The organism is Burkholderia sp. MBR-1, from assembly GCF_013822785.1.
GTDB lineage: Bacteria > Pseudomonadota > Gammaproteobacteria > Burkholderiales > Burkholderiaceae > Burkholderia > Burkholderia vietnamiensis.
This window is the reverse complement of the sequence record NZ_CP053609.1, coordinates 1,090,994-1,114,313: the sequence shown is the minus strand read 5'-3', so window position 1 is coordinate 1,114,313 and position 23,320 is coordinate 1,090,994. Positions and strand designations below refer to the sequence as shown.

At 70.0% G+C, this 23,320-nt stretch carries 20 protein-coding genes; 10 read left to right on the top strand and 10 right to left on the bottom strand.

The window, feature by feature from the left end:
- Positions 1-18: 18 nt before the first annotated feature.
- The 5 genes from kynU (at position 19) to MBR110_RS05065 (ending at position 6,730) form a co-directional block, all read left to right on the top strand.
- Entirely contained in the window at positions 19-1,269 is a 1,251-nt protein-coding gene (kynU, locus tag MBR110_RS05085; protein ID WP_155625013.1) for a kynureninase, read from the top strand.
- A 65-nt stretch (positions 1,270-1,334) separates the two neighbouring features.
- Entirely contained in the window at positions 1,335-2,252 is a 918-nt protein-coding gene (kynA, locus tag MBR110_RS05080) for a tryptophan 2,3-dioxygenase (RefSeq protein WP_014723536.1), read from the top strand.
- 432 nt (positions 2,253-2,684) lie between these two features.
- Positions 2,685-4,079, top strand: coding sequence for a D-arabinitol 4-dehydrogenase (gene dalD, locus MBR110_RS05075; protein ID WP_014723538.1), 1,395 nt, complete (start codon positions 2,685-2,687; stop codon positions 4,077-4,079).
- Between the two features lie 134 nt (positions 4,080-4,213).
- On the top strand, positions 4,214-5,695 hold the full coding sequence (gene xylB / locus MBR110_RS05070) for a xylulokinase (protein WP_011885870.1): 1,482 nt from the start codon (positions 4,214-4,216) through the stop codon (positions 5,693-5,695).
- Positions 5,696-5,731: 36 nt separating this feature from the next.
- Positions 5,732-6,730 carry a sugar-binding transcriptional regulator gene (locus tag MBR110_RS05065; protein WP_011885871.1) on the top strand — a complete coding sequence of 333 codons (999 nt, stop codon included), beginning with the start codon at positions 5,732-5,734 and terminating at the stop codon, positions 6,728-6,730.
- Between the two features lie 200 nt (positions 6,731-6,930).
- Here MBR110_RS05065 and MBR110_RS05060 read toward each other — a convergent pair whose 3' ends face one another.
- The 8 genes from MBR110_RS05060 to MBR110_RS05025 all read right to left on the bottom strand — a co-directional run bounded on the left by MBR110_RS05060 (position 6,931) and on the right by MBR110_RS05025 (position 15,286).
- Positions 6,931-8,040: an ABC transporter ATP-binding protein gene (locus MBR110_RS05060; protein ID WP_011885872.1), complete on the bottom strand. Its 1,110-nt coding sequence runs from the start codon at positions 8,038-8,040 to the stop codon at positions 6,931-6,933.
- A gap of 55 nt (positions 8,041-8,095) precedes the next feature.
- A complete protein-coding gene (locus MBR110_RS05055) occupies positions 8,096-8,794 on the bottom strand; it encodes an HAD family hydrolase (RefSeq protein ID WP_011885873.1) in 699 nt (232 codons plus the stop codon).
- Entirely contained in the window at positions 8,791-9,642 is an 852-nt protein-coding gene (locus MBR110_RS05050; protein WP_011885874.1) for a carbohydrate ABC transporter permease, read from the bottom strand. Before MBR110_RS05050 ends, MBR110_RS05055 begins: the two co-directional genes overlap by 4 nt.
- Positions 9,639-10,586: a carbohydrate ABC transporter permease gene (locus MBR110_RS05045; protein ID WP_011885875.1), complete on the bottom strand. Its 948-nt coding sequence runs from the start codon at positions 10,584-10,586 to the stop codon at positions 9,639-9,641. The genes MBR110_RS05050 and MBR110_RS05045 overlap by 4 nt, the downstream gene beginning before the upstream one ends.
- A gap of 112 nt (positions 10,587-10,698) precedes the next feature.
- Positions 10,699-12,024 carry an ABC transporter substrate-binding protein gene (locus tag MBR110_RS05040; RefSeq protein WP_011885876.1) on the bottom strand — a complete coding sequence of 442 codons (1,326 nt, stop codon included), beginning with the start codon at positions 12,022-12,024 and terminating at the stop codon, positions 10,699-10,701.
- 110 nt (positions 12,025-12,134) lie between these two features.
- The gene (locus MBR110_RS05035; protein ID WP_014723547.1) at positions 12,135-13,493 is read right to left on the bottom strand and encodes a D-tagatose-bisphosphate aldolase, class II, non-catalytic subunit; all 1,359 of its coding nucleotides are present in this window, start codon (positions 13,491-13,493) and stop codon (positions 12,135-12,137) included.
- Entirely contained in the window at positions 13,481-14,437 is a 957-nt protein-coding gene (locus MBR110_RS05030) for a sugar kinase (RefSeq protein WP_181709252.1), read from the bottom strand. The genes MBR110_RS05035 and MBR110_RS05030 overlap by 13 nt, the downstream gene beginning before the upstream one ends.
- 72 nt (positions 14,438-14,509) lie before the next feature.
- Entirely contained in the window at positions 14,510-15,286 is a 777-nt protein-coding gene (locus tag MBR110_RS05025) for an L-iditol 2-dehydrogenase (RefSeq protein WP_011885879.1), read from the bottom strand.
- Positions 15,287-15,613: 327 nt separating this feature from the next.
- On the opposite strand from MBR110_RS05025, the gene MBR110_RS05020 reads away from it, so the two are divergent.
- From MBR110_RS05020 to MBR110_RS05005, 4 genes are read left to right on the top strand one after another with little or no spacing between them, the layout of a single operon-like run.
- A complete protein-coding gene (locus MBR110_RS05020) occupies positions 15,614-16,075 on the top strand; it encodes a Fur family transcriptional regulator (RefSeq protein ID WP_059735294.1) in 462 nt (153 codons plus the stop codon).
- Positions 16,076-16,123: 48 nt separating this feature from the next.
- Positions 16,124-17,038: a metal ABC transporter solute-binding protein, Zn/Mn family gene (locus tag MBR110_RS05015; protein ID WP_011885881.1), complete on the top strand. Its 915-nt coding sequence runs from the start codon at positions 16,124-16,126 to the stop codon at positions 17,036-17,038.
- A 13-nt stretch (positions 17,039-17,051) separates the two neighbouring features.
- Positions 17,052-17,939, top strand: a complete 888-nt coding sequence (locus MBR110_RS05010; RefSeq protein ID WP_014723550.1) for an ABC transporter ATP-binding protein — start codon at positions 17,052-17,054, stop codon at positions 17,937-17,939.
- Positions 17,932-18,714, top strand: coding sequence for a metal ABC transporter permease (locus tag MBR110_RS05005; RefSeq protein ID WP_014723551.1), 783 nt, complete (start codon positions 17,932-17,934; stop codon positions 18,712-18,714). The genes MBR110_RS05010 and MBR110_RS05005 overlap by 8 nt, the downstream gene beginning before the upstream one ends.
- A 103-nt stretch (positions 18,715-18,817) precedes the next feature.
- Here MBR110_RS05005 and fghA read toward each other — a convergent pair whose 3' ends face one another.
- Both fghA and MBR110_RS04995 read right to left on the bottom strand, forming a co-directional pair.
- Positions 18,818-19,666, bottom strand: a complete 849-nt coding sequence (gene fghA / locus MBR110_RS05000) for an S-formylglutathione hydrolase (protein ID WP_059455047.1) — start codon at positions 19,664-19,666, stop codon at positions 18,818-18,820.
- Between the two features lie 281 nt (positions 19,667-19,947).
- Positions 19,948-21,384, bottom strand: coding sequence for a xylulokinase (locus MBR110_RS04995; protein ID WP_181709206.1), 1,437 nt, complete (start codon positions 21,382-21,384; stop codon positions 19,948-19,950).
- 461 nt (positions 21,385-21,845) lie between these two features.
- Between MBR110_RS04995 and MBR110_RS04990 the strand changes: the two genes are divergently transcribed.
- Positions 21,846-23,222, top strand: a complete 1,377-nt coding sequence (locus MBR110_RS04990) for a nucleobase:cation symporter-2 family protein (RefSeq protein WP_059735290.1) — start codon at positions 21,846-21,848, stop codon at positions 23,220-23,222.
- The last annotated feature ends 98 nt before the right edge of the window (positions 23,223-23,320 follow it).

The window sequence follows — 23,320 nt, the reverse complement described above, 5'->3', positions numbered from 1 at the left end:
CCCCTCATCGACATCATGATCAAGACCCGTGAAGACGCGCTCGCCCTCGACCGCGACGATCCGCTCGCCGCGCTGCGCGGCCAGTTCGCGCTGCCCGACGGCGTGATCTATCTCGACGGCAATTCGCTCGGCGCGCAGCCGCGCGCATCGGCCGCCCGCGCGCAACAGGTGATCGGCGCCGAATGGGGCGAAGGCCTGATCCGCAGCTGGAACACCGCCGGCTGGTTCGCGCTGCCGCGCCGCCTCGGCGACAAGCTCGCGACGCTGATCGGCGGCGTAGCCGGCGAAACGGTCGTGACCGACACGATCTCGATCAACCTGTTCAAGCTGCTGTCTGCGATGCTGCGCCATCAGGCCGAGCGCGCGCCGCAGCGCCGCGTGATCGTGTCCGAGCGCTCGAATTTCCCGACCGACCTGTACATCGCGCAAGGGCTGATCGAGCAGCTCGGCGGCGGCTACGAGCTGCGTCTGATCGACGATCCGGCGGAATTGCCGGCCGCGCTCGGCGACGACACGGCCGTCGCGATGATCACGCACGTGAACTACCGCACCGGCTACATGCACGACATGCCGGCCGTCACGCAGCTCGCGCACGACGCGGGCGCGCTGATGCTGTGGGATCTCGCGCACTCCGCCGGCGCGGTGCCGGTCGACCTGAACGGCGCGCGTGCCGACGGCGCGGTCGGCTGCACGTACAAATACCTGAACGGCGGCCCCGGCTCGCCGGCGTTCGTGTGGGTGCCGCATCGCCATCACGCGCATTTCTCGCAGCCGCTGTCCGGCTGGTGGGGCCACCGCGCGCCGTTCGCGATGCAGCCGGCGTTCGCGCCGGACCCGGGCATCGCGCGCTTTCTGTGCGGCACGCAGCCGATCGTGTCGATGTCGATGGTCGAATGCGGGCTCGACGTGTTCCTGCAGACCGACATGCAGGCGATCCGCCGCAAGTCGCTGGCGCTGACCGACGCGTTCATCGCGCTCGTCGAAGCGCGCTGCGCGGGGCTGTCGCTGAAGCTCGTCACGCCGCGCGCGCATCACCAGCGCGGCTCGCAGGCGAGCTTCGAGCATCCGCACGGCTATGAAGTCATGCAGGCGCTGATCGCGCGCGGCGTGATCGGCGACTACCGCGAGCCCGACGTGCTGCGCTTCGGCTTCACGCCGCTCTATACGCGCTTCGTCGACGTCTGGGACGCCGTCGACACGCTGCGCGACATCCTCGCCACCGACGCGTGGAAGGCGCCCGAGTTCGCCGAGCGCGGCGCGGTGACCTGATCCGTTACGCCCGGCGCGCCGGGCCCCGTCATGCAAATCTGGAGAAAGTCGTGAATTCTGGTCATATGCAGCCTCCCGGCGGCGACGCGCCGGCCGGCTGCCCGTTCTCGGGCACGCGCGCCGCGCCGTCCGCTCATCAGGCGCCGGGCGATGCCGCGGGCGAACCGGGCTGGCACAACGCGCAGCTCGATTTCTCGAAGTCGATGAGCTACGGCGATTACCTGTCGCTGAATTCGATCCTCGACGCGCAACATCCGCTCTCGCCCGATCACAACGAGATGCTGTTCATCATCCAGCATCAGACCAGCGAGCTGTGGATGAAGCTCGCGCTGTTCGAGCTGCGCGGCGCGCTCGACGCGGTGCGCGGCGACGCGCTGCCGCCCGCGTTCAAGATGCTCGCGCGCGTGTCGCGGATCCTCGAGCAGCTCGTGCAGGCGTGGAACGTGCTGTCGACGATGACGCCGTCCGAGTATTCGGCGATGCGCCCGTATCTCGGCCAGTCGTCGGGTTTTCAGTCGTACCAGTACCGGCAGCTCGAATTCCTGCTCGGCAACAAGAACGTGCAGATGCTGCAGCCGCATGCGCACCGGCCCGAGATCCTCGCCGAGGTGCGCGCGACGCTCGAAGCGCCGTCGTTCTACGACGAAGTCGTGCGCCTGCTCGCGCGGCGCGGTTTCCCGATCGCGCCGGAGCGGCTCGAGCGCGACTGGACGCAGCCGATGCGCCACGACGAGACCGTCGAGGCCGCGTGGCTCGAGGTCTATCGTCACCCGCAGCAGCATTGGGAGCTGTACGAGATGGCCGAGGAGCTCGTCGATCTGGAGGACGCGTTCCGTCAGTGGCGCTTCCGTCACGTGACGACCGTCGAGCGCATCATCGGCTTCAAGCAGGGCACCGGCGGCACGAGCGGCGCGCCGTATCTGCGCAAGATGCTCGACGTCGTGCTGTTCCCCGAGCTCTGGCACGTGCGCACCACGCTGTAGCGCACGCGCGGCTCACGCGGCCCGCGCGTCGTGACGACGAGCGGGCCGCATCATATGCGCGCGGCAAGGCCGGCGCGGGCGGTCAGACGACGCTCGACGCGTTCCTCCGCCACCGTGGCGCGCCGGTGCAGCCGCTTCGGCACGCTGCCGCTATCTGCGCCGCCGCGCCGGTCTGATTCACCACCTGATTCGCCGCCTGATTCACCGTCCGATTCACCGTCCGATTCGCCGTCCGATTCGCCGCCTGATTCGCCGCCCGCTTCCCTGCCCCACCCCGCCGCACCGCACCATCGAAATGCCCCGTCCCCGCCTTGACTTTCGCTCGCCCCAATACGATCATTCGCTCACACGCAGAGCAAATGATCGTATTCGACAGCGCGGATCGCCAGCTTCCCTGCCAGGCCGGCATCCGATCGCGACAGGAGACACCGGATGACCGCATCGCCTTCCGAGCACCCGCCCGTGCTGCTGCATATCGGCGCAGGCTCGTTCCATCGCGCGCACCAGGCGTGGTATCTGCACCGCGTGAACGCGGCCGTGCCGGCCGGCGAGCGCTGGACGCTGACCGTCGGTAACATCCGTGACGACATGCGCACGACGATGGACGCGCTCGCCGCCCAGCACGGCGCCTACACGCTCGAAACCGTCACGCCGCAAGGCGAGCGCGCGTACGAGACGATCCGCGCGATCTCGCGCGTGCTGCCGTGGTCGCCCGATCTGGCCGCGCTGATCGATGCCGGCGCCGATCCGGCGTGCCGGATCGTGTCGTTCACGGTCACCGAAGGCGGCTACTACCTCGACGAGCACAACCGCCTCGACCTCGCGAACGCCGATCTCGCGGCCGATCTGCAAGGCGCGCGCACGACGCTCTACGGCGCGCTCGCCGCGCTGCTGGCCGAACGCGTCGCGCGCGGCGCGGGCCCGCTCACGCTGCAGAGCTGCGACAACCTGCGCAACAACGGCGCGCGCTTTCGCGCCGGGATGCGCGCGTTCCTCGAGCAGCGTGGCGAAACCGCGCTGCTCGCGTGGTTCGATGCGCACGTGGCGACGCCGAGCGCGATGGTCGATCGCATCACGCCGCGCCCGACCCCGGACGTGCGCGAACGCGTGCGCGTGGCGACCGGCATCGACGACGCCTGCCCGGTGATGGCCGAATCCTTCATCCAGTGGGTGATCGAGGACCGCTTCGCGGCCAGCCGGCCGCGCTGGGAGCTGGCCGGCGCGGAGCTGGTGGACGACGTGCACCCGTACGAGGAAGCGAAGATCCGCATCCTGAACGCGACCCACAGCTGCATCGCGTGGGCCGGCACGCTCGCGGGCCACACGTATATCCACGAAGGCACGCACGACGCCGGGATCCGCCGCTTCGCGCACGACTACGTGACGCAGGACGTGATCCCGTGCCTCACGCCGAGTCCGCTCGACCTCGAACGCTACCGCGACGTCGTGCTCGAGCGCTTCGGCAACCCGTACGTACTCGACACCAACCAGCGCGTCGCGGCCGACGGCTTCTCGAAGATCCCCGGCTTCATCGCGCCGACGCTCGCCGAATCGTTCGCGCGCGGCGCCGCGCCGATCGCCACCGCGGTGCTGCCCGCGCTGTTCCTGCGCTTTCTGGAGCGCTGGGCGCGCGGCCGGCTGCCGTATGCGTACCAGGACGGCGTGATGGACGAAGGCGCCGCGCGCGCGATCGTCGCCGCCGACGACCCGGTGCTCGCCCTGTGCGCATCGCGCGCGCTGTGGGGCACGCTCGCCGGCAACGCGGCGCTGCTCGACGCGCTGCGCACCGCGCTCGCGCGCGTGGACGCATGGCTCGCGCAGCGCTGAGCGCGCCCCGCGCCGCCGCGGCCGCGGTCGCCGCGGCAGCACGCCAGCACCCGCGCATTCGGGCGAACCTGCGTTGGCATGCACGCATGCGTGCGGCTAAAGTAGCGGCTCCTCACTGACGGAGCGGATCGCTCATGTATCTCGGCATCGACCTCGGCACCTCGGAAGTGAAGGTGCTGCTGCTCGCCCCGGACGGCACCGTGGTCGGCACCGCCGGCACGCCGTTCAGCGTGTCGCGGCCGCATCCGCGCTGGGCGGAACAGCATCCCGACGACTGGTGGCAGGGCACGCTGGCCGCGCTCGCGGCGCTGCGCGCGCAGCACCGCGAAGCGTTCGCGCAGGTGCGCGGGATCGGCCTGTCGGGCCAGATGCACGGCGCGGTGCTGCTCGGTCGCGACGACCGCGTGCTGCGCCCCGCGATCCTGTGGAACGACATGCGCAGCGCCGACGAATGCGCGCTGCTCACCGAGCGCGCACCCGACCTGCACACCCTCGCCGGCAACCTCGCGATGCCCGGCTTCACCGCGCCGAAGCTGCTGTGGGTCGCGAAGCACGAACCCGACGTGTTCGCCGCGACGGCCTGCGTGCTGATGCCGAAGGACTACCTGCGCTTCCGTCTGACCGGCGCGAAGGTGTCCGACCCATCGGATGCGGCCGGCACGCTGTGGCTCGACGTCGCGCGCCGCGACTGGTCCGACGCGCTGCTCGCCGCCTGCGACATGACGCGCGCGCAGATGCCGCGCATCGTCGAAGGCAACGCGCCGTCGGGCACGCTGCGCGCGGACGTCGCGCGCGAGCTGGGGCTGTCCGAAGCGGTCGTCGTCGCGGGCGGCGGCGGCGACAACGCGACCAGCGCACTCGGCATCGGCGCGATCCACGCGGGCGACGGCTTCGTGTCGCTCGGCACGTCGGGCGTGCTGAGCGTCGTCGGCGACCGCTTCATGCCGAATCCGGCGTCGGCCGTGCACGCGTTCTGCCATGCGATCCCCGACCGCTGGCAACTGATGAGCGTCGTGCTGTCCGCGGCGAGCTGCCTGCGCTGGGTCTGCAAGCTGACGGGCACCGACGAGCCCGCGCTGCTCGCCGAGATCGAAGCGCTCGACGCGGACGCGCTCGCGACGGCGCCGCTGTTCCTGCCCTACCTGTCCGGCGAACGCACGCCGCACAACGATCCGTATGCGCAAGGCGTGTTCTTCGGGATGACGCACGCGACCGAGCGCGCGCATCTCGGCTACGCGGTGCTCGAAGGCGTGACGCTCGGCCTCGCCGACGGCCTCGACGCGCTGCATGCGGCCGGCGTCGAAACCGACCGGCTGTCGCTGATCGGCGGCGGCGCGCGCAGCGCGTTCTGGGCGCAGTTGATCGCCGACGCGCTGAACGTGCGCACCCGCCGGCACGGCGGCGGCGAAACCGGTGCGGCGCTGGGCGCCGCGCGGCTCGGCTGGCTCGCCGTCGGCGGCGATCCGCAGACGGTGCTGACCAAGCCGCCGGTGCGCGCCGAATACACGCCGGACGCCGCGCGCCATGCGCTGCTGCGCGAGCGCCTCGACGCGTTCCGCGCGCTGTATCGCCACGTGCGTCCGCTGTACGAGCCGTCGCGCGCGCGGCTCGCGTGAGCGCCGCGGCGGCGCGCCCGGCATGCGTTACAGTGGATGCCGCCGCGCCGCCCGACGGCCTGCCCAGATCCGAACCGAATCGCTATCGTGTCCAAGTCCTCAGAAAAACTCGATCTCGCCACGCGCGCCGCGTGGCTCTACTACGTCGCCGGCGACACGCAGAACGAAATCGCCGAGAAGCTGCAGGTGTCGCGCCCGGTCGCGCAGCGGCTGGTCGCGTTCGCGGTCGAGAAGAACCTGATCCGCGTACGCGTCGATCATCAGCTCGCCGACTGCCTGGACCTCGGCGCGCAGCTGTCGAAACGCTACGGGCTCACGATGTGCGAAGTCGTGCCCGTCGATGCGGATGCGCCCGAGGCGATCGACCGCAAGCTCGCGGTCGCCGGCGCGCAGGTGATGGAGCGGTATCTGAACGAGACGCGGCCGATGGTGATCGCGGTCAGCAGCGGCCGCACGCTGAAGGCGGCCGTCGCGCAGATCGCGCAGATCGACCGGCCGCAGCACCGGCTCGTGTCGATGGTCGGCGCGATCGCCGCCGACGGCTCGTCGAACCGCTACGACGTCGCGCAGTACATCTCCGAGAAGACCGGCAGCAAACACTTCCTGCTGCCGGCGCCGCTGTTCGCCGACAGCGATGCCGAGCGCGCGCAATGGTGCAATCACCGGCTGTACCGGATCGTCGACGCGCTGTCGGCGCAGGCCGACGTCGCATTCGTCGGCGTCGGCAACATCGGCCCGCACTGCCCGCTCTACGAGGACGGCTTCATCACCGAACAGGAACGCGACGAGATGACCGCGCGCGGCGCGGTGGCCGAACTGCTCGGCGTGCCGATCGATGCGCAGGGCAAGCTGGTCGACGTGTCGACCAGCGCGCGCGTGACGAGCGTCGCGCTCGACACGCCGCCGAAGCGCCCGACGATCGCGTTCGCGGGCGGCACGAAGAAGCGCGACGCGGTGATCGCGGCGCTGCGCGGCGGCTGGCTGTCGGGGCTCGTCACCGACGAGAGCTGCGCGCGGGCGGCGCTCGACGCGTAATGGGCGGCGGTCATCGCGACCGCTTCGTGATTTCAGGCGATCGCTAGCGAAGCATGTGGTGAACGAGCGCGCGCTCGGCCGTCGTCGTTGCGCCATGCGTGCGCATCGTCGGCCGATGTGCGTCGCGGATCGTTGCTGCTAGGCGCGCCGCCGTGCAATACAACCTCGCCAACAACCCCGCCCCAAGCCCCCGCACCCGCTCACGCCGCCTTCGCATGCGCTGCCAGGCGCCGGAACGCGTGCCCCTGTTCGTCGAACAGATGGCAATGCCCGGCCTGCGCATGCAGATGCAGCGACTCGCCGCTGCGGTACGTATCGAGCGGCGGAATGCGCGCGATCAGCCCGTCCGGCGCGACCGGCGACTCCGCATACAGATACGCGGCGTCGCCGAGCGATTCGACGGCCATCGTCCGCGCTGCCACGCCGTCGGCCGCGTCGCCCACCAGCAGATGCTCGGGCCGCACGCCGACCGTCACGGCCGCGCCGCGCTGCAGTCCCGCCGCATCGACGGCGACGCGCTGCATCGCGCCGCTGTCGAACCGCACCAGCACGCCGCCCGCATCGGCCGACTCGACCGTGCCCTTCAGGAAATTCATCTTCGGCGAGCCGATGAAGCCCGCGACGAACTGGTTCGACGGCGCGTGATACAGCTCGTTCGGCGTGCCGACCTGCTGCACCGCGCCGCCCGACAGCACGACGATCTTGTCGGCGAGCGTCATCGCCTCGACCTGATCGTGCGTCACGTAGATCATCGTGGTCTTCAGCTCGTCGTGCAGCCGCGCGAACTCCAGCCGCATCTTCACGCGCAGCGCGGCGTCGAGGTTCGACAACGGCTCGTCGAACAGGAACACCTTCGGCTTGCGCGTGATCGCGCGGCCGATCGCGACGCGCTGCCGCTGGCCGCCCGACAGCTGCTTCGGCTTGCGGTCGAGCAAGTGATCGATGTGCAGGATCTTCGCGGCCTGCTTCACGGCCTGGTCGATCTCCGGCTTCTTCGCGCCGGCGAGCTTCAGCCCGAACGCCATGTTGTCGTACAGCGTCATGTGCGGATACAGCGCGTACGACTGGAACACCATCGCGATGCCGCGCTTCGCGCTCGGCACGTCGTTGACCTTCGCGCCGTCGATCAGCAGCTCGCCGCTCGAGATGTCCTCGAGCCCGGCGATCATCCGCATCAGCGTGGATTTGCCGCAGCCGCTCGGCCCGACGAACACGACGAATTCGCCGTCGGCGATGTCGAGGTTCACGTTGCGCAGCACTTCGGTGTCGTCGTAGCGCTTCGCGATGTTGCGCAGGTGCACGCTTGCCATGATCTGTCTCCGTTCGTTCGTGATGCGCCGCGTTCGCCGCGACGCGCAATCGTTGCTAGTTCGGCAGCACGGCGCCCGTCGCCTGCCAGCGCGCGACGTAGCCGGGCAGCTCGTGCATGTCGTCGAATACGTGGCGCGCGCCGATCCCGCGCAGCGCGTCGATCTGCGCGGCCGACGCGTGGCCGCCGCCGACGAAGCCGAGCACGGTCATGCCCGCCGCCGCCGCCGCGGTGATGCCCGTCGCGCTGTCCTCGACGACGAGGCATTGCGCGGGCGCGACGCCGAGCGTGCGCGCGGCCGCGAGATAGACGTCGGGCGCGGGCTTCGGCCGCGCGACCGCGTCCGCGCAGAACAGCCGGTCGCCGAAGAAGCGCGTGAGCCCGGTACGCGCGAGCGCCGCCTCGACGTACGCGCGATAGCTGTTGCTCGCGCACGCGGTGGTCAGCGCGATCTCGGCCAGCGCCGCATCGATGCCGTCGACCATCGGCGCGTTGACGGCCGCCGCCTCGACCGCGCGCCGGATCGCTTCGACGTCGCCGTCCGTCAGCGCGCGGCCGAGCGCGCCGGCCGCACCGGCCAGCACGCGCTCGATGCGCAGGCCCAGCAGCGGCATCACGGCCGGCCGCGCGTCGACGCCGGGCCAGCGCGCCTCGAGCTCGCGCACGAGGACGTCGGCGGCGACGGCCTCGCTGTCGATCAGCACGCCGTCGCAATCGCAGATCAGCACGCTCGGTTCATGGCCGGCCGCCGTCATTTGACGGCCCCGAACGTGAGCCCGCGCACCAGCTGCTTCTGCGACAGCCAGCCGACGATCAGGATCGGCGCGACCGCGAGCAGCGAAGCGGCCGACAGCTTCGCCCAGAACAGGCCCTCGGGGCTCGAATACGACGCGATGAACACGGTGAGCGGCGCCGCGTTCGAGCTCGACAGGTTGATGCTCCAGAACGCCTCGTTCCACGACAGGATCACGAGCAGCAGCGCGGTCGACGCGAGGCCCGGCAGCGCCATCGGCATCAGCAGGTAGACGATCTCCTGCCACGTCGACGCGCCGTCGATGCGGCCCGCTTCGAGGATGTCCTTCGGAATCTCGTTGAAGTACGTGAAGGTCATCCACACGGCGATCGGCAGGTTGATCAGCGTGTAGACGATCACGAGGCCCGACACGGTATCGAGCAGCCCCGCGTTCTTCCACAGCAGATAGATCGGCACCAGCACGCCGACCGACGGCATCATCTTGGTCGACAGCATCCACAGCAGCACCTTCTGCGTGCGGCGGTTCGGGAAGAACGCCATCGCATACGCGGCCGGCACCGCGAGCAGCAGCGAGATCACGGTGACGCCGGCCGAGATCAGCACCGAGTTCCACGCGAACGCGAAGTAGTCGCTGCGCGCGAACACCTCGCGGAAGCTGTCGAGCGTCGGCACGAACAGCAGCGTCGACGCATACGCCTGCTGCTCGGTCTTGAACGCGGTGATCGCCATCCAGAAGATCGGGAAGAACAGCAGCAGCGCGATCAGCCACGCGAGCGCGCCGGGCAGCGCGCGGCGCACGAGCGCGAACGGAGCCGGCGCACGCCGGCTTGCGAAAGTCAGGTCGCTCATTTCTCGTACTCCCCTTTCAGGTTGCGCGCGAGCATCCGCACCAGGAAGAACGACACGACGTTCGCGACCACGACGGCGATGATCCCGCCCGCGGACGCGAGGCCGACGTCGAACTGCTGCAGGCCGAGCGCATAGATCAGGTACGACAGGTTGGTGGTCGCGTTGCCGGGGCCGCCGCCCGTCGTCGTGTAGATCTCCGCGAAGATCGACAGCAGGAAGATGGTCTCCATCATCACGACCACCGCGATCGCGCGCTTCAGATGCGGCAGCGTGATGTAGAAGAACATCGCGATCGGGCCGGCGCCGTCGATGCGCGCGGCTTCCTTCTGCTCCTGGTCGAGCGACTGGATCGCCGTGAACAGGATCAGGAACGCGAACGGCAGCCACTGCCACGCGACGATCGCGATCACCGCGGTGAGCGGGTAGTCGGCGAACCAGTCGACCGGCGTCATCCCGAGCGCGCGCATCGCGTTCGCGACGAGCCCGTACACCGGATGCAGGATCATGTTCTTCCAGATCAGCGCGGCGACCGTCGGCATCACGAAGAACGGCGCGATCGCGAGCAGCCGCGCGATGCCCTGCCCGTAGAACTTGCGGTCGAACAGCACGGCCATCAGCACGCCGCCGACCACGGTGATCGCGAGCACCGCGCCGATCAGCACGAGCGTGTGCCAGATGGCCGGCAGGAACGACGGATCGGTCGCGAGAAAGCGGTAGTTGTCGAAGCCGGCGAAGCCCTTCACGTCCGGGTTCAGCAGGTTGTAGCGCGAGAACGAATACCAGATCGTCATCGCGAGCGGGATCGACATCCACAGCAGCAGCACCGCGACGGACGGCGACACGAGCCAGCTCGCGCCGCCGCGCGCGCGGCGCGGCGCACCGGGCGGCGTCGCCGCGTCGCCGACCGACGGCGCGTGGCTCAGGGGAAGACGTAGATGACGCATGATCGGATTCCTCCGGTTGATGCGCGGGCAGATGCGGCCTGCCCGCGCTTGCGCTGCGCCGGGCCGGGGCGCACGCGACGTGCGCGCCACGGCGCGGCGCGAGCGGCCTGCGTTACTTCCGGTAGCCGGCCTGGCGCACCGCGCGGTCGGCCGCCGCCTGGCCGGCCGCGAGCGCCTGGTCGACCGACATCTGCCCGGCGACCGCACCGGCGATCGCCTGCCCGACCACCGTGCCGAACGACTGGAATTCAGGGATCCCGACGTACTGCACGCCCGTGTACGGCACCTTCTTCAGCGACGGATCGTTCGGGTCGGCCGTCTCGATCGCCTTCAGCACGAACTCCGAGAACGGCGCGGCGGCCTTGTACTCGGCGCGCTGGTACGTCGACGTGCGCGTGCCCGGCGGCACCGACGCCCAGCCTTCGTCCTTGCCGACCATCTCGATGTACTGCTTCGACGTCGCCCACGCGATGAACTTGCGCGCGGCGTCCTGCTGCTTCGACGTCTTCGGGACCGCGAGCGCCCACGCCCACAGCCAGTGCGAGCCCTTCGGCGTGACGGCGACCGGCGCGGCCGCGAAGCCGATCTTGTCGGCGACCTGCGACTGCTGCTTGTTGTAGAGCATCCCGGCCGCGACCGTCGCGTCGATCCACATCGCGCACTTGCCCGACGCGGTCAGCGTCAGGTTTTCGTTGAAGCCGTTCGAGCTCGCTCCCGGCGGGCCGTCCTTCTTCAGCAGGTTCACGTAGAAGCCGATCGCCTTCTTCCATTCGGGCGACGTGAGCTGCGCGTTCCAGTTCTCGTCGAACCAGCGCCCGCCGAACGTGTTCACGACCGTCGACACGTACGCCATGTTCTCGCCCCAGCCGGCCTTGCCGCGCAGGCAGATCCCGTAGATGCCCTTCGACTTGTCGGTGAGCTTGTCGGCGAACTCGGCGACCTGGTCGTAGGTCGGCTGATCGGGCATCTTGAGCCCCTTCGCCGCGAACAGGTCCTTGCGGTAGAACGTCATCGAGCTTTCGACGTAGAACGGCAGCGCGTACAGCTGGCCGTTGTACGACAGGCTGTCGCGCGCGGTCTTCACGATGTCGTTGAGGTCGTAGTCGGCGGGCAGCCCGGTCATCGGCGCGAGCCAGCCGCGCTTGCCCCACTGCGGCGTCTCGTAGGTGCCGATCGCCATCACGTCGAACTGGCCGCTGCCGGTCGTGATGTCGGTGGTCGCGCGCTGGCGCAGCACGTTCTCCTCGAGGATCACCCAGTTCAGCTTGATGTCCGGGTTCGCCTTCTCGAACGCCGGCGACAGCTTCTTCAACTCGATCATGTCCGGGTTGTTCAGCGTCGCGATCGTCAGCGTGCCGGCCCACGCGGCGCACGCAGCCGTCGCGAGCGCGGCTCCGGCGAAGCAGCGTACGGCGGCATCGAGCGTCTTTCGTTGCATGGCATGTCTCCTGTGATTGTTCGAACTGTCGTCGGTGGTGCGTGTTGCGTTGGTGTTGCGTGTTGTTGCGTGTTGCTGTATCCGTCGTGCTGCGCTGCGTTCACAGCCGGTCACACCGGCCGCTGCATCCCGCATGCGCGCGCATAGTGCGCGATCACGTCGCGGATCCGGTGGCGCACCCACGCGCGCGGCGCCTTCGCGAGCACGCCCGCGCGGCACGCCGCGTACACGTCCGGCAGCCACTGCGCGACGAGCGTCTCGGGCACCGGCTGGCGCGCGAGGTTGTCGAACAGCTGCTCGACCGCCGCCGCGACGGCCGGCTGCAGCCAGTAATAGCGGATCCGGTCGCTGTAGCCGAACTGACGCGCGAGCCGCTGCTCGGCCTCGTCGCCGCGGTAGTACGGCGCCCAGTGTTCGGGCTGCGCGCGCATCGCCGCGTCGACCACGTCGCGCAGCCGCGAGCGCAGCGCAACGTCGCCGATCAGCGCGTCCTCGATGAAACTGAGCGCGAACAGCGCCTCGCGCAGCGCGAAGGTCAGCGCGGGGCCGACCTTCAACACCGCGAAATGATCGCGCACGAGCGCGGCGAGCGCGTGCTCGGTCTGATAGTCGGTCGAATGCGCTTCGAACACGAGGCGCGGCACGCGCAGGATGCTCGCGCCGAGCGCCGCGGCCTTCGCGCTGTCGTAGTCGAGCACGTGGCGATCGTCGAAGTCGACGCCCGGCTGCGCGACGACCGCGACCACGCGCGTCCATGCGTCGTCGAGCCCGGCCGCCGCGAACGCGCTGCGATGCGCATCGAGCGTCGCGCCGATGCTGTCGCTGCGCGTGACGGCGATGCGTGCGATGGCCGCGCCGTCGGCGTCGCCGTCGGCCGACACCTCGCCGCCGGGCGTCGGCACTTCGGTGCCGATCACGTAGACCGGCGCGAGGCCGGCGCGCGACGCGGCGCTCTCGGCCGCGCGGCAAAGCTGCGCCGCGCGCGCGGCGATCGTGCGATCGTCGAGCCGCGCCGGATCGTCCGCGCACGCCATGCTCGCATCGAGGTGGATCTTCTCGAACCCGGCTTCGACGTACGCGGCGACCATCGCGGCCGCCTCGCGCATCGCGTCGGCCGCGCGGCGGTGCCGCCACGGATTCGGCCCGAGATGATCGCCGCCGAGCACCAGCGCCGACGGCGCGAGCCCGCAGCGTTGCGCGATCGCGTCGACGTCGCGCCGGAAATCGGCCGGCGTCATCCCCGTATAGCCGCCGACGTGGTTCACCTGGTTGCAGGTCGCCTCGATCAGCAGCGGCGAGCCGTCCGCGCGCGCGGCCTCGCACGCGGCCTCGAGCACGAGCCGGTGCGCGCTGCAGACCGAATAGATGCCGCGCTGCGCGCCGCCGCGGTTCGCGTCGAAGATCATCCGCAGCACGGTGTGCGCGTGCGCGGTGCGCGGCGGCTCGACCGTGCTCGTCAGGCCGGGCATGCGACACCCCGCTCGGTCAGGAACCGCTCGATCTCGGCCGCGTCGCTGTTGCCCTCCATCGGGCCGCGCCGCGTGACCGCGATCGCGCCGGCCGCGTTGGCGCGGCGCAGCGCGGCGTCGGTCGGCATGCCGGCGACGAGGCCCGCGACCAGCGTGCCGCCGAAGCAGTCGCCGGCGCCGGTCGGATCGAGTTCGTCGACGGGCCACGCGGGCGCGTCGACGCGGCTCGTCCGGTCGAATGCGGCGCTGCCGGCCGCGCCGCGCTTGAGCACGACGCGCTCGAGCAGCGGATGCGTGGCGAGCAGCCCGGCGATCGCGCGCTCGGCCGGCTGCGGCCCGCAGAAGAACGGCAGATCGGCGTCGCTCGGCAGGAACAGATGGCAGGCGGCGAGCATCGCGTCGAGCGCCGCGCGCAGCGGCGGGAAGCTCAGCATCTCGGGCCGCACGTTCGGATCGAACGACACCTTCGCGCCCGCGCGCGCCGCCTCGATCACGCCGCGCTGCACCGCCGCGATCGCCGCCTCGCTCGTCAGCGACGAGCCCATCACGTGGAAGTAGCGGCAGCCGTCGAACATCGCGGCATCGACGTCGCCGGCGTCGATGCAGGCGGCCGCGCTGGTCGCCAGATTGAACACGAAGCTGCGCGAGCCGTCGTCCCGATACGCGACGAACGCGGTGCCGGTCGGGCGCTCGACGCGGCGGATGCGCGTGATGTCCACGCCGTCGCGCTCGAGCCGCGCGACGATCGCATCGCCGAACGCATCGCGGCCGACGCAGCCCGCATAGGCGACGCGAGCGCCGAGCCGCGCGGCCTGGTCGGCCAAGATCGCCGGCGCGCCGCTCGGGAACGGGCCGGCGAACAGGCCCGGTGCGTCGAAGCCCTGCCCGCGCTCGAGCGCGACGAATTCGGCGAGCAGTTCGCCGACGATCACGATCTCGGCCATCATGCAGGCCCTCGTGCGACGGCGGCCGCGTGCGGCGGCTGCGTCAGGCTGGCGCGTGCGAGCGGCGGCATGTCAGCTCATCCAGTTGCCGCCGTCGACGTTCAGCGTCTGGGCGGTGATGTAGTCGGCGTCGGCCGACGCGAGGAACAGCGCGGCGCCCGTCAGGTCGCCCGGCACGCCCATGCGGCCGAGCGGCACCGCTTCGCCGACGAGCCGCTTCTTCTCGCCGAGCGGGCGGTTTTCGTAGCGTGCGAAGAGCGCGTCGACCTGCTCCCACATCGGCGTGTCGACCACGCCCGGCGCGATGCCGTTCACGTTGATCCGGTGCGGCGCGAGCGCGAGCGCAGCCGATTGCGTATAGCTGATCACGGCCGCCTTGGTCGCGCAGTAGTGCGACACGAGCGCCTCGCCGCGACGCCCGGCCTGCGACGACATGTTGATGATCTTGCCGCCGCGGCCCTGCTCGACCATCCGCTGCGCGACGGCCTGCATCAGGAAGAACAGCCCTTTCACGTTGACCGCGAACAGCCGGTCGAACACGTCCCACGATTCGTCGAGGAGCGGACGCATGTCGAACAGCGCCGCGTTGTTGAACAGGATGTCGACGCCGCCGAAGCGCTCCACCGCGGTGGCGACGATGCGCTCGATGTCGTCACGCCGCGTGACGTCCGCCGTGACCGCCGCCGCGCGGCCCGGATGCGCTTCGATCAACCGCGCGAGCGAGCCGCTGGCCGGCTTCAGATCCACCAGCACGCAGCGCGCGCCCTCGTCCAGATAGCGTTGCGCGACCGCCTCGCCGATGCCGCTTGCCGCGCCCGTCAGGATCGCGACCTTCTGTTCCAGTCTCACTGGGTGTCTCCGGTTCGTTCTGCTGCATGAAGGCCGCGAGGTGAGCGAACGCTCGCCAGCCGATCAATTGCTCTGTTTGTGGTCGAATGATCGGATACGCGATTCGCGCTGTCAAGGCGACGCGGCGGCTTTCGATGATGCGCTGCGGCACGCCGATGCGCGGCAGCGGCCGTCCATGCCCGTCCGGCAAAGGCGCGCGGGTTCGGTGCAGCGCGGCTGAGGCGCGGCGCGTGCGGCGGCGCGCATCGGCGACGCCGCAAGAGCGGTGCAAATCGGCGAGATACGTTATATCATCGCGGTACTCCGTCACCTTGCCTGCTTGCTGCCATGGCTACCTCAACGCCCATCGACGCCCGCCTGTCCCGGGCCGACGCATTCGCCGCCGAGCACGGGCTCGCGTGGACGCCGCTGCGCCGTCAGGTCTACGAACGCGTGCTGGCCGCGCAGCGGCCGATCGGCGCGTACGACCTGCTCGCGGAGCTCGAGCCGCAGCGCGGCCGCGTCCCGCCGACCACCGTCTATCGCGCGCTGGATTTCCTCGTCGAGCACGGCTTCATCCACCGGATCGAATCGAAAAACGCGTTCTTCGCGTGCTGCGAGATCGGCGTGCCGCACGAAGGCCAGTTCCTGATCTGCGATTCCTGCGGCGAAACCGTCGAAATTCCGGGCAGCGACCTCGCGAAGCAGCTGTCCGCGAGCGCGCCGGCGCACGGTTTCGAAGTCCATCACCAGGTCGTCGAGCTGAACGGCCTGTGCGGGCACTGCAAGGGCAAGCTCGCGTCACGCTGATCCCGCATCGGGCGGCGTGCAGCGCCGCCCCTTCCTACGAGGAGTTCCATGTTCATTGCCCTGAAGCGCGCGCCGCGGCGCGCCCGGTCGCTTGTCCGTCTGCTCGGTGTGGCCGCCGCCGCGCTGTCGATCGCCACGCCCGCGCTCGCACAGAGCGCGACCGTCAACGTCGTCGCCGCCGAAAATTTCTATGGCGACGTCGCGTCGCAGATCGGCGGCCGCCACGTCGCGGTCACGAGCATCCTCAGCAATCCCGACCAGGATCCGCACCTGTTCGAAGCGAGCCCGAAGACGGCGCGCGCGCTGCAGCACGCGCAGATCGTCATCTACAACGGCGCGAACTACGACCCGTGGATGGCCAAGCTGCTCGGTGCTTCGACGCAGGCGCGGCGCGCGACGATCGTCGTCGCCGATCTGGTCGGCAAGAAGGCCGGCGACAACCCGCACCTGTGGTACGCGCCGGCGACGATGCCGGCCGCCGCGCGTGCGCTCGCGGCCGAGCTCGGCCGCGCCGATCCGGCGCACAAGGCGGACTACGACGCGAACCTGCAGAAGTTCGTCGCGTCGCTGCAGCCGATCGACGCGAAGGTCGCCGCGCTGCGCGCGCAGTACCACGGCGTGCCGGTGACGGCCACCGAGCCGGTGTTCGGCTACATGTCGGATGCGATCGGCCTCGACATGCGCAACCAGCGCTTCCAGCTCGCGACGATGAACGACACCGAGGCGAGCGCGCAGGACGTCGCCGCGTTCGAGAACGACCTGCGCAAGCGGCAGGTGCGCGTGCTGATCTACAACAGCCAGGCCGAAGCGCCGATGACCAAGCGCCTGCTCAAGCTCGCGCGCGACGGCGGCGTGCCGACCGTGAGCGTCACCGAGACGCAGCCGGCCGGCAAGACGTTCCAGCAATGGATGGCCGGCCAGCTCGATGCGCTCGCGGCCGCGCTGGCCGCCGGCAAGCAATGATCGCGATCACGCCATGAACGCCACTCCCCCCGCACTCGCACTCGAGGGCGTCACGCTCGAACTCGGCGGACGCACGATCCTGCGCGACGTCAGCTTCTCGATCGAACCCGGCGAATTCGTCGGCGTGCTCGGCCCGAACGGCGCGGGCAAGACGACGCTGATGCGCGCGGTGCTCGGCCTCGTGCCGCTCAGCGGCGGCACGCTGTCGGTCGGCGGCGTGGCGCTCGCGCGCGGCAACGCGTCGATCGGCTACATGCCGCAGATCAGGAGCGGCCTCGCGAATCGCCGGATGCGCGGCTACGACTTCGTCGCGATGGCGGCCGACGGCCACCGCTGGGGGCTGCCGCATACGAGCGCCGCGACGCGGCGCGACGTCGACCGCGTGCTCGAGCTGGTCGGCGCGACCACGCTCGCGCGCCGCCCGCTGTCCGAGCTGTCGGGCGGCGAGCGGCAGCGGCTGCTGCTCGCGCAATGCCTGCTCGGCAATCCGAAGCTGCTGCTGCTCGACGAGCCGCTGATCAGCCTCGACCCGAACCATCAGCGCGGCGTCGTCGAACTGGTGCGCAACGTGCAGCGCGAGCTCGGCATCACCGTGCTGTTCTCCGCGCACGAACTGAATCCGCTGCTGAACGCGCTCGACCGCGTGCTGTATCTCGGCAACGGCGTCGCGGCGCTCGGCACCGTCGACGAGGTGATCACGAAGCCGGTGCTGTCGCGCCTGTACGGTTCGCCGATCGACGTGATGCGCGTGAACGGCAAGATCTTCGTGATGTCGGGCGACGTCGAGATCGAAAAGCACGACCACGAACACGAGCACGACGATGGCCACGCGCATGGCGGCGGCGCACATGCTCATCAACACCACGGACACGCTCATCCCGGGCATTCGCACGATGTTTGAATACGATTTCATGATCAACGCGTTCGCCGCGGCGGGGATCGTCGCGGTGCTCGCGGGCATCGTCGGCTACTTCCTCGTGCTGCGCGGACAAACCTTCGCGGGCCACGCGCTGTCGCACGTCGGCTTCACCGGCGCGACCGGCGCGGTGCTGCTCGGCATTTCGCCGATCTGGGGGATGGTCGGCTTCACGCTCGCGGCCGGCATCGGGATGGGCGCGCTCGGCGAACGGCTCGCGGGCCGCGACGTCGCGATCGGCGTGATCCTGTCGGGCGCGCTCGGCTTCGGCTTGCTGTTCCTGCATTTCTACACGTCGTTCGCGACGCAGGTCACCGCGCTGCTGTTCGGCAACGTGCTGGCGGTCAGCCGCGACACGCTCGCGGCGCTCGCCGGCATCGGCGCGGTGAGCCTCGTCGCGCTGGCGCTGATCGCGCGGCCGTTGCTGTTCGCGTCGCTGCAGCCGGAACTCGCCGAAGCGAAGGGCGTATCGCTGCGCACGGTGTCGGTGCTGTTCCTCGCGGTCTGTGCGCTGGCGGTGGCCGCGGCGACGCAGATCGTCGGCGTGCTGCTGGTGTTCACGCTGCTGGTCGGGCCGGCGGCGGCCGCGCAGAACCTGTCGACGCGGCTGTCGACCGGCGTGCTGCTCGCCGCGCTGTTCGCGCTGTTCGAAGCGTGGGTCGGCATCGCGCTCGCGTATTACACCGACTGGCCGACGAGCTTCTGGATCACGGCCCTGTCCGCGCTCGTGTACGGCGCGAGCCTGCTGCGGCGGCATTGAGCGTCGCGCGACGAGGCGCGCAACGCCGGCTTGCCGTCGCGCATGCCGGCGTTTTCTTATGCGGCATGCGCGCGCGCCGCAGGTCACGCAGCGGGGACGAAGCTCACGGATTCAGCACGCGCGCATGATGCGCGATGTGATCGGCGATGAACGTCGAGATGAAGTAGTAGCCGTGATCGTAGCCGGGATGGCGGCGCAGCGTCAGCGGCTGACCGGCCTTCTCGCACGCGGCTTCGAACACGTCGGGGTTCAGCTGGTTCGCGAGGAACTGATCGGCCAGCCCCTGATCGATCAGGATGCCTTCGTCGAACTTCGGCGCATCCGCGCGCGCGACCAGTTCGCTCGCGTCATGCTGCTTCCACGCTTCGCGATCGGCGCCGAGATAGCCGCTGAACGCCTTCTCGCCCCACGGGCAACGCGACGGCGCGGCGATCGGTGCGAACGCCGACACCGACCGGTACAGGCCCGGATGACGCAGCGCGAGCGTCAGCGCGCCGTGCCCGCCCATCGAATGGCCGAAGATCCCGAGCCGCGTGCCGTCGATCGGCAGCTCGGCCGCGACCAGCGCGCGCAGCTCGTCGGTCACGTACGACTCCATCCGGTAATGGGTCGACCACGGCGCCTGCGTCGCATCGACGTAGAAGCCCGCGCCGACGCCGAAATCCCACGCGTCGGTCTCGCCCGGCACGCCCGCGCCGCGCGGGCTCGTATCGGGCATCACGAGCGCCAGCCCGTACTGGGCCGCGTACTGCTGCGCGCCGGCCTTGATCGCGAAGGTCTCGTCGGTGCACGTGAGCCCGGCGAGGTAGAACAGCGCCGGCACGCGACCGTGCGACGCCTGGCGCGGCAGGTACACCGAGAACTTCATCGGCAGGCCGATCGCCTTCGAATCGTGGCGATAGAAGCGTTGCTCGCCGCAGTGGCAAGCATGCGAAGAAATGAGTTCGAGCATGGGATTCCCTTCCGTTCAATACTGCGTGACCGGGCCAATCGAATCGCCCGCGTTCATCGGTTGAAGCCGTCGGCGAGCTTCGTGCGTGGTGGCGTGCGCGCGGGGCGGCGTCGACTGCAACTCCAACCGCAACGAGACCGCCCCGGCAACCGTCCCCGCAACCCCATCGTGGCCGCCATGATCCTCGATTGCGCCGACTGTCGCACGCGTGAATCGGCCGCCCGCTTGCCACGACACGTCATCGCCAGCATGCGCCGGCTCGCGCCGGCATGTGCGCGAGTTTAAACGCCGCTCGTGAACCACGTGTCGGTTCGCGCATACAGATCGATGAAGCGCGCATATCGCCCGGCCAGCGCGCGATCGTCGCGCGGCGCCGCGACCGGCGACGCTGCCGGCGCGAGTGCGCGCAGCGCGTCCTCGCGCCAATGTCCGAGCGCGACGCCCGCGAGCAGCGCCGCGCCGCGCGTCGCCGCGTTCGGACAATCGACCGCCTCCAGCGACGCACCGAGCGCATCGGCGAGCAACTGGCGCCAGCGCGGGTCGACGGAGCCGCCGCCCGCGAGCCGCAACGTCGCGACCGGATCGGCCGGATTCGCGTCGCGAATCGCATCGAGCCCCGCGCGCAGCGCGAACGCGACGCCTTCGAACGCCGCGCGCATCATGACGCCGCGCGTGTCGCCGAGCCCGAGACCGAGCCAGCCGCCGCGTGCGTCGGGGTTCATCCACGGCGAGCGCTCGCCGCTCAGGTACGGTAGGAAGCCAAGCCGCTCCGACGCCGGCTGCGCGAACGCGTCGTCATAGGCATCGGCCCAGTGCGCATAGCCGAGCCAGCCGCGCACGGCCTCGAGCGCGAGGCCGACGTTCTGCATCGCGGCCATCGTGTAGTAGCCGCCGCCGGCCGCCGTGCGATAGCGATGCAGCCCGCGCCGCGCGGGCGGCAACGCGTGTGCGAGCACGACGATCTGGCCGCCGCTGCCGGTGGTCAGCAACGCGTCGCCGGCCGCGACGAGCCCGCTGCCGAGCGCCGCGCACGCGGTGTCGGCCGCGCCCGTCGCCAGCGGCACGCCGGTCGGCAAGCCGAGCGCGGCCGCGGCCTTCGCGTCGAGCACGCCGCAGCGCGCGCCAGACGGCCGCGGCGGCGCAAATGCGTCGAGCGGCAAACCGAGCGCGTCGATGCGCGCCGTCTCCCATGCGCCGTCCGGCGTCGCGAGCGCGGTCGCGCAGGCGTCGCTCGGATCGGCGGCGAGCTCGCCGCCGAGCGCGGTGCGCAGCCAGTCCTTCGGCTGCACGGCGTGGCGCGCGGCGCGCAGCGACTGCGGCTCGTGCACGGCGAGCCATCTCAGCAGCGGGCCGGCCATCCCCGGCGCGACGGGGTTCGGCGCGTCGGGCCACGCAGACGCATCGGCTTCGCGCACCGCGCGCGTGTCGGGCCACAACAACGCGGGCCGCACCGGCCGGCCGGCGGCGTCGAGCAGCACGACGCCGTGCATCTGTCCGGAGAAGCCGATCGCGGCGACCTGCTCGCGTTCCGCCGACGGCAGCCGCGCAGCGGCGCGCACCAGCGCCTGCCACCACGTGTCGGGCGCGATTTCGGCCCAGCCGGGCCGCGGCGACGACAACGCATAAGGTTCGCTCGCGACCGCGCGCTCGACGGCGTCGGCATCGAGCGTGACGAGTTTGACGGAGCCGGTGCCGAGGTCGATTCCGAGCAGGCGCATGACGGGACGCAGTATTCGAATGAACGGATGTCGATGATAGCGGGATCGCGCCGCGCGCCCCGCTTCGCCGCGGTTTTTTCGACGCCACGGCAACGCGACACGGCCGCAACGCGACGCCGCCGCGCGCGCATGCTGCGCGTCCCCTGCCGCGCCGGCAAAAACCTCGGCGCGCGGGTTAACCCGGCGCGATTTCCGCCAGGTCGTTTTTGCCACTATGCCGGCGCGGCGATACGGACCATAAGGCCGGCCATATTTGACATGGGGGTCCGCGCTATTTTGAACGGCTATAAAAGTGGGAAACCTTGCTCCCGCGTGAGTTTCCCGATGATCGACACCCAATCGCCTGCCCTGACGGCATATCGAACCAGCAAAGAACGGAATAGAACCCAGTGCTCTTGTTGCGATGGTGCATTCCACATAACTTCGTACCACCCCGAAAACAAGATCATGGAGTGAGACAGATGCAATCGAACACGGTCCATCCGTGCGATGAGGTGCTGCCGACCGGCAAGCTGGTAACGCTTGGTCTGCAGCACGTCCTCGTCATGTACGCCGGCGCCGTCGCCGTGCCGCTTATCGTCGGCGCCGCGCTGAAGCTGCCGAAAGACCAGATCGCGTTCCTGATCAGCGCCGATCTGTTTTCGTGCGGCATCGCGACGCTGATCCAGACGCTCGGCCTGTGGATCTTCGGCATCCGCCTGCCCGTCATCATGGGCTGCACGTTCGCGGCGGTCGGCCCGATGATCGCGATCGGCACCAACCCCGGCCTCGGCATGCTCGACATCTTCGGCTCGACGATCGCGGCCGGCATCATCGGCATCGTGCTCGCGCCGACGATCGGCAAGCTGCTGCGGTTCTTCCCGCCGGTCGTGGTCGGCACCGTGATCGCGGTGATCGGGCTGTCGCTGATGGAGGTCGGGATCAACTGGGCGGCCGGCGGCGTCGGCAACCCCGACTACGGCAGCCCCGTGTATCTCGGCCTGTCGCTGCTGGTGCTCACGCTGATCCTGCTGATCAACAAGTACGGTCGCGGCTTCATCGCGAACATCTCGGTGCTGCTCGGCATCGTCGCCGGCTTCGCGATCGCGTTCGCGATCGGCCGCGTCAATACCGATGGCGTCGCGCACGCGCCGTGGGTCGGCTTCGTGATGCCGTTTCATTTCGGGATCCCGCACTTCGACCCGCTGTCGATCGCGACGATGGTCACGGTGATGTTCGTCACGTTCATCGAATCGACCGGCATGTTCCTCGCGGTCGGCGACATGGTCGATCGGCCGGTCGATCAGGAGCGCCTCGTGCGCGGGCTGCGCGTCGACGGCCTCGGCACGCTGATCGGCGGCATCTTCAACTCGTTTCCGCATACGTCGTTCTCGCAGAACGTCGGCCTGATCGGCGTGACGGGCGTGAAGAGCCGCTACGTATGCGCGACGGGCGGCGTGATCCTGGTGCTGCTCGGGCTGTTCCCGAAGATGGCGCAGGTCGTCGCGTCAGTGCCGCCGTTCGTGCTCGGCGGCGCGGGCATCGTGATGTTCGGGATGGTGGCCGCGAACGGCATCAAGGTGCTGTCGAAGGTCGACTTCGTGAACAACACGCACAACCTGTTCATCGTCGCGGTGAGCGTCGGCATGGGCCTCGTGCCGGTCGTGTCGCCGCACTTCTTCTCGAAGCTGCCGCCCGCACTCGCACCGATCCTGCACAGCGGCATCCTGCTCGCATCGGCTTCCGCCGTACTGCTGAACATCGTGTTCAACGGCGTCAAAGGCGAGAAGGACGCGCGCTGCGAGATTCGCCGCGCCGGCCACGACTTCGACGGACGCCCGGCCGACGTGCATCACTGACCGGCTCCGGCCGGCAGCGTACCGGAAGCGCAGAACGCCACGGCTTGCCGTGGCGTTCTGCTTTTGGGACCTACGAGCACATGCACGCGACGGCGGCC

Excerpts from the sequence above, each read along its gene's own strand:
- MBR110_RS05030 (WP_181709252.1), bottom strand. The coding sequence starts at position 14,437 with ATGGCCGAGATCGTGATCGTCGGCGAACTGCTCGCCGAATTCGTCGCG.
- MBR110_RS05015 (WP_011885881.1), top strand. The coding sequence starts at position 16,124 with ATGTTCATTGCCCTGAAGCGCGCGCCGCGGCGCGCCCGGTCGCTTGTC.
- xylB (WP_011885870.1), top strand. The coding sequence starts at position 4,214 with ATGTATCTCGGCATCGACCTCGGCACCTCGGAAGTGAAGGTGCTGCTG.
- MBR110_RS04995 (WP_181709206.1), bottom strand. The coding sequence starts at position 21,384 with ATGCGCCTGCTCGGAATCGACCTCGGCACCGGCTCCGTCAAACTCGTC.
- MBR110_RS05035 (WP_014723547.1), bottom strand. The coding sequence starts at position 13,493 with ATGCCCGGCCTGACGAGCACGGTCGAGCCGCCGCGCACCGCGCACGCG.
- kynA (WP_014723536.1), top strand. The coding sequence starts at position 1,335 with ATGCAGCCTCCCGGCGGCGACGCGCCGGCCGGCTGCCCGTTCTCGGGC.
- MBR110_RS05010 (WP_014723550.1), top strand. The coding sequence starts at position 17,052 with ATGAACGCCACTCCCCCCGCACTCGCACTCGAGGGCGTCACGCTCGAA.
- fghA (WP_059455047.1), bottom strand. The coding sequence starts at position 19,666 with ATGCTCGAACTCATTTCTTCGCATGCTTGCCACTGCGGCGAGCAACGC.
- MBR110_RS05005 (WP_014723551.1), top strand. The coding sequence starts at position 17,932 with ATGTTTGAATACGATTTCATGATCAACGCGTTCGCCGCGGCGGGGATC.
- MBR110_RS05065 (WP_011885871.1), top strand. The coding sequence starts at position 5,732 with ATGCCGCCGCGCCGCCCGACGGCCTGCCCAGATCCGAACCGAATCGCT.
- MBR110_RS05055 (WP_011885873.1), bottom strand. The coding sequence starts at position 8,794 with ATGACGGCGGCCGGCCATGAACCGAGCGTGCTGATCTGCGATTGCGAC.
- MBR110_RS05040 (WP_011885876.1), bottom strand. The coding sequence starts at position 12,024 with ATGCAACGAAAGACGCTCGATGCCGCCGTACGCTGCTTCGCCGGAGCC.
- MBR110_RS05050 (WP_011885874.1), bottom strand. The coding sequence starts at position 9,642 with ATGAGCGACCTGACTTTCGCAAGCCGGCGTGCGCCGGCTCCGTTCGCG.
- dalD (WP_014723538.1), top strand. The coding sequence starts at position 2,685 with ATGACCGCATCGCCTTCCGAGCACCCGCCCGTGCTGCTGCATATCGGC.
- MBR110_RS05020 (WP_059735294.1), top strand. The coding sequence starts at position 15,614 with ATGGCTACCTCAACGCCCATCGACGCCCGCCTGTCCCGGGCCGACGCA.
- MBR110_RS05060 (WP_011885872.1), bottom strand. The coding sequence starts at position 8,040 with ATGGCAAGCGTGCACCTGCGCAACATCGCGAAGCGCTACGACGACACC.
- MBR110_RS05045 (WP_011885875.1), bottom strand. The coding sequence starts at position 10,586 with ATGCGTCATCTACGTCTTCCCCTGAGCCACGCGCCGTCGGTCGGCGAC.
- MBR110_RS04990 (WP_059735290.1), top strand. The coding sequence starts at position 21,846 with ATGCAATCGAACACGGTCCATCCGTGCGATGAGGTGCTGCCGACCGGC.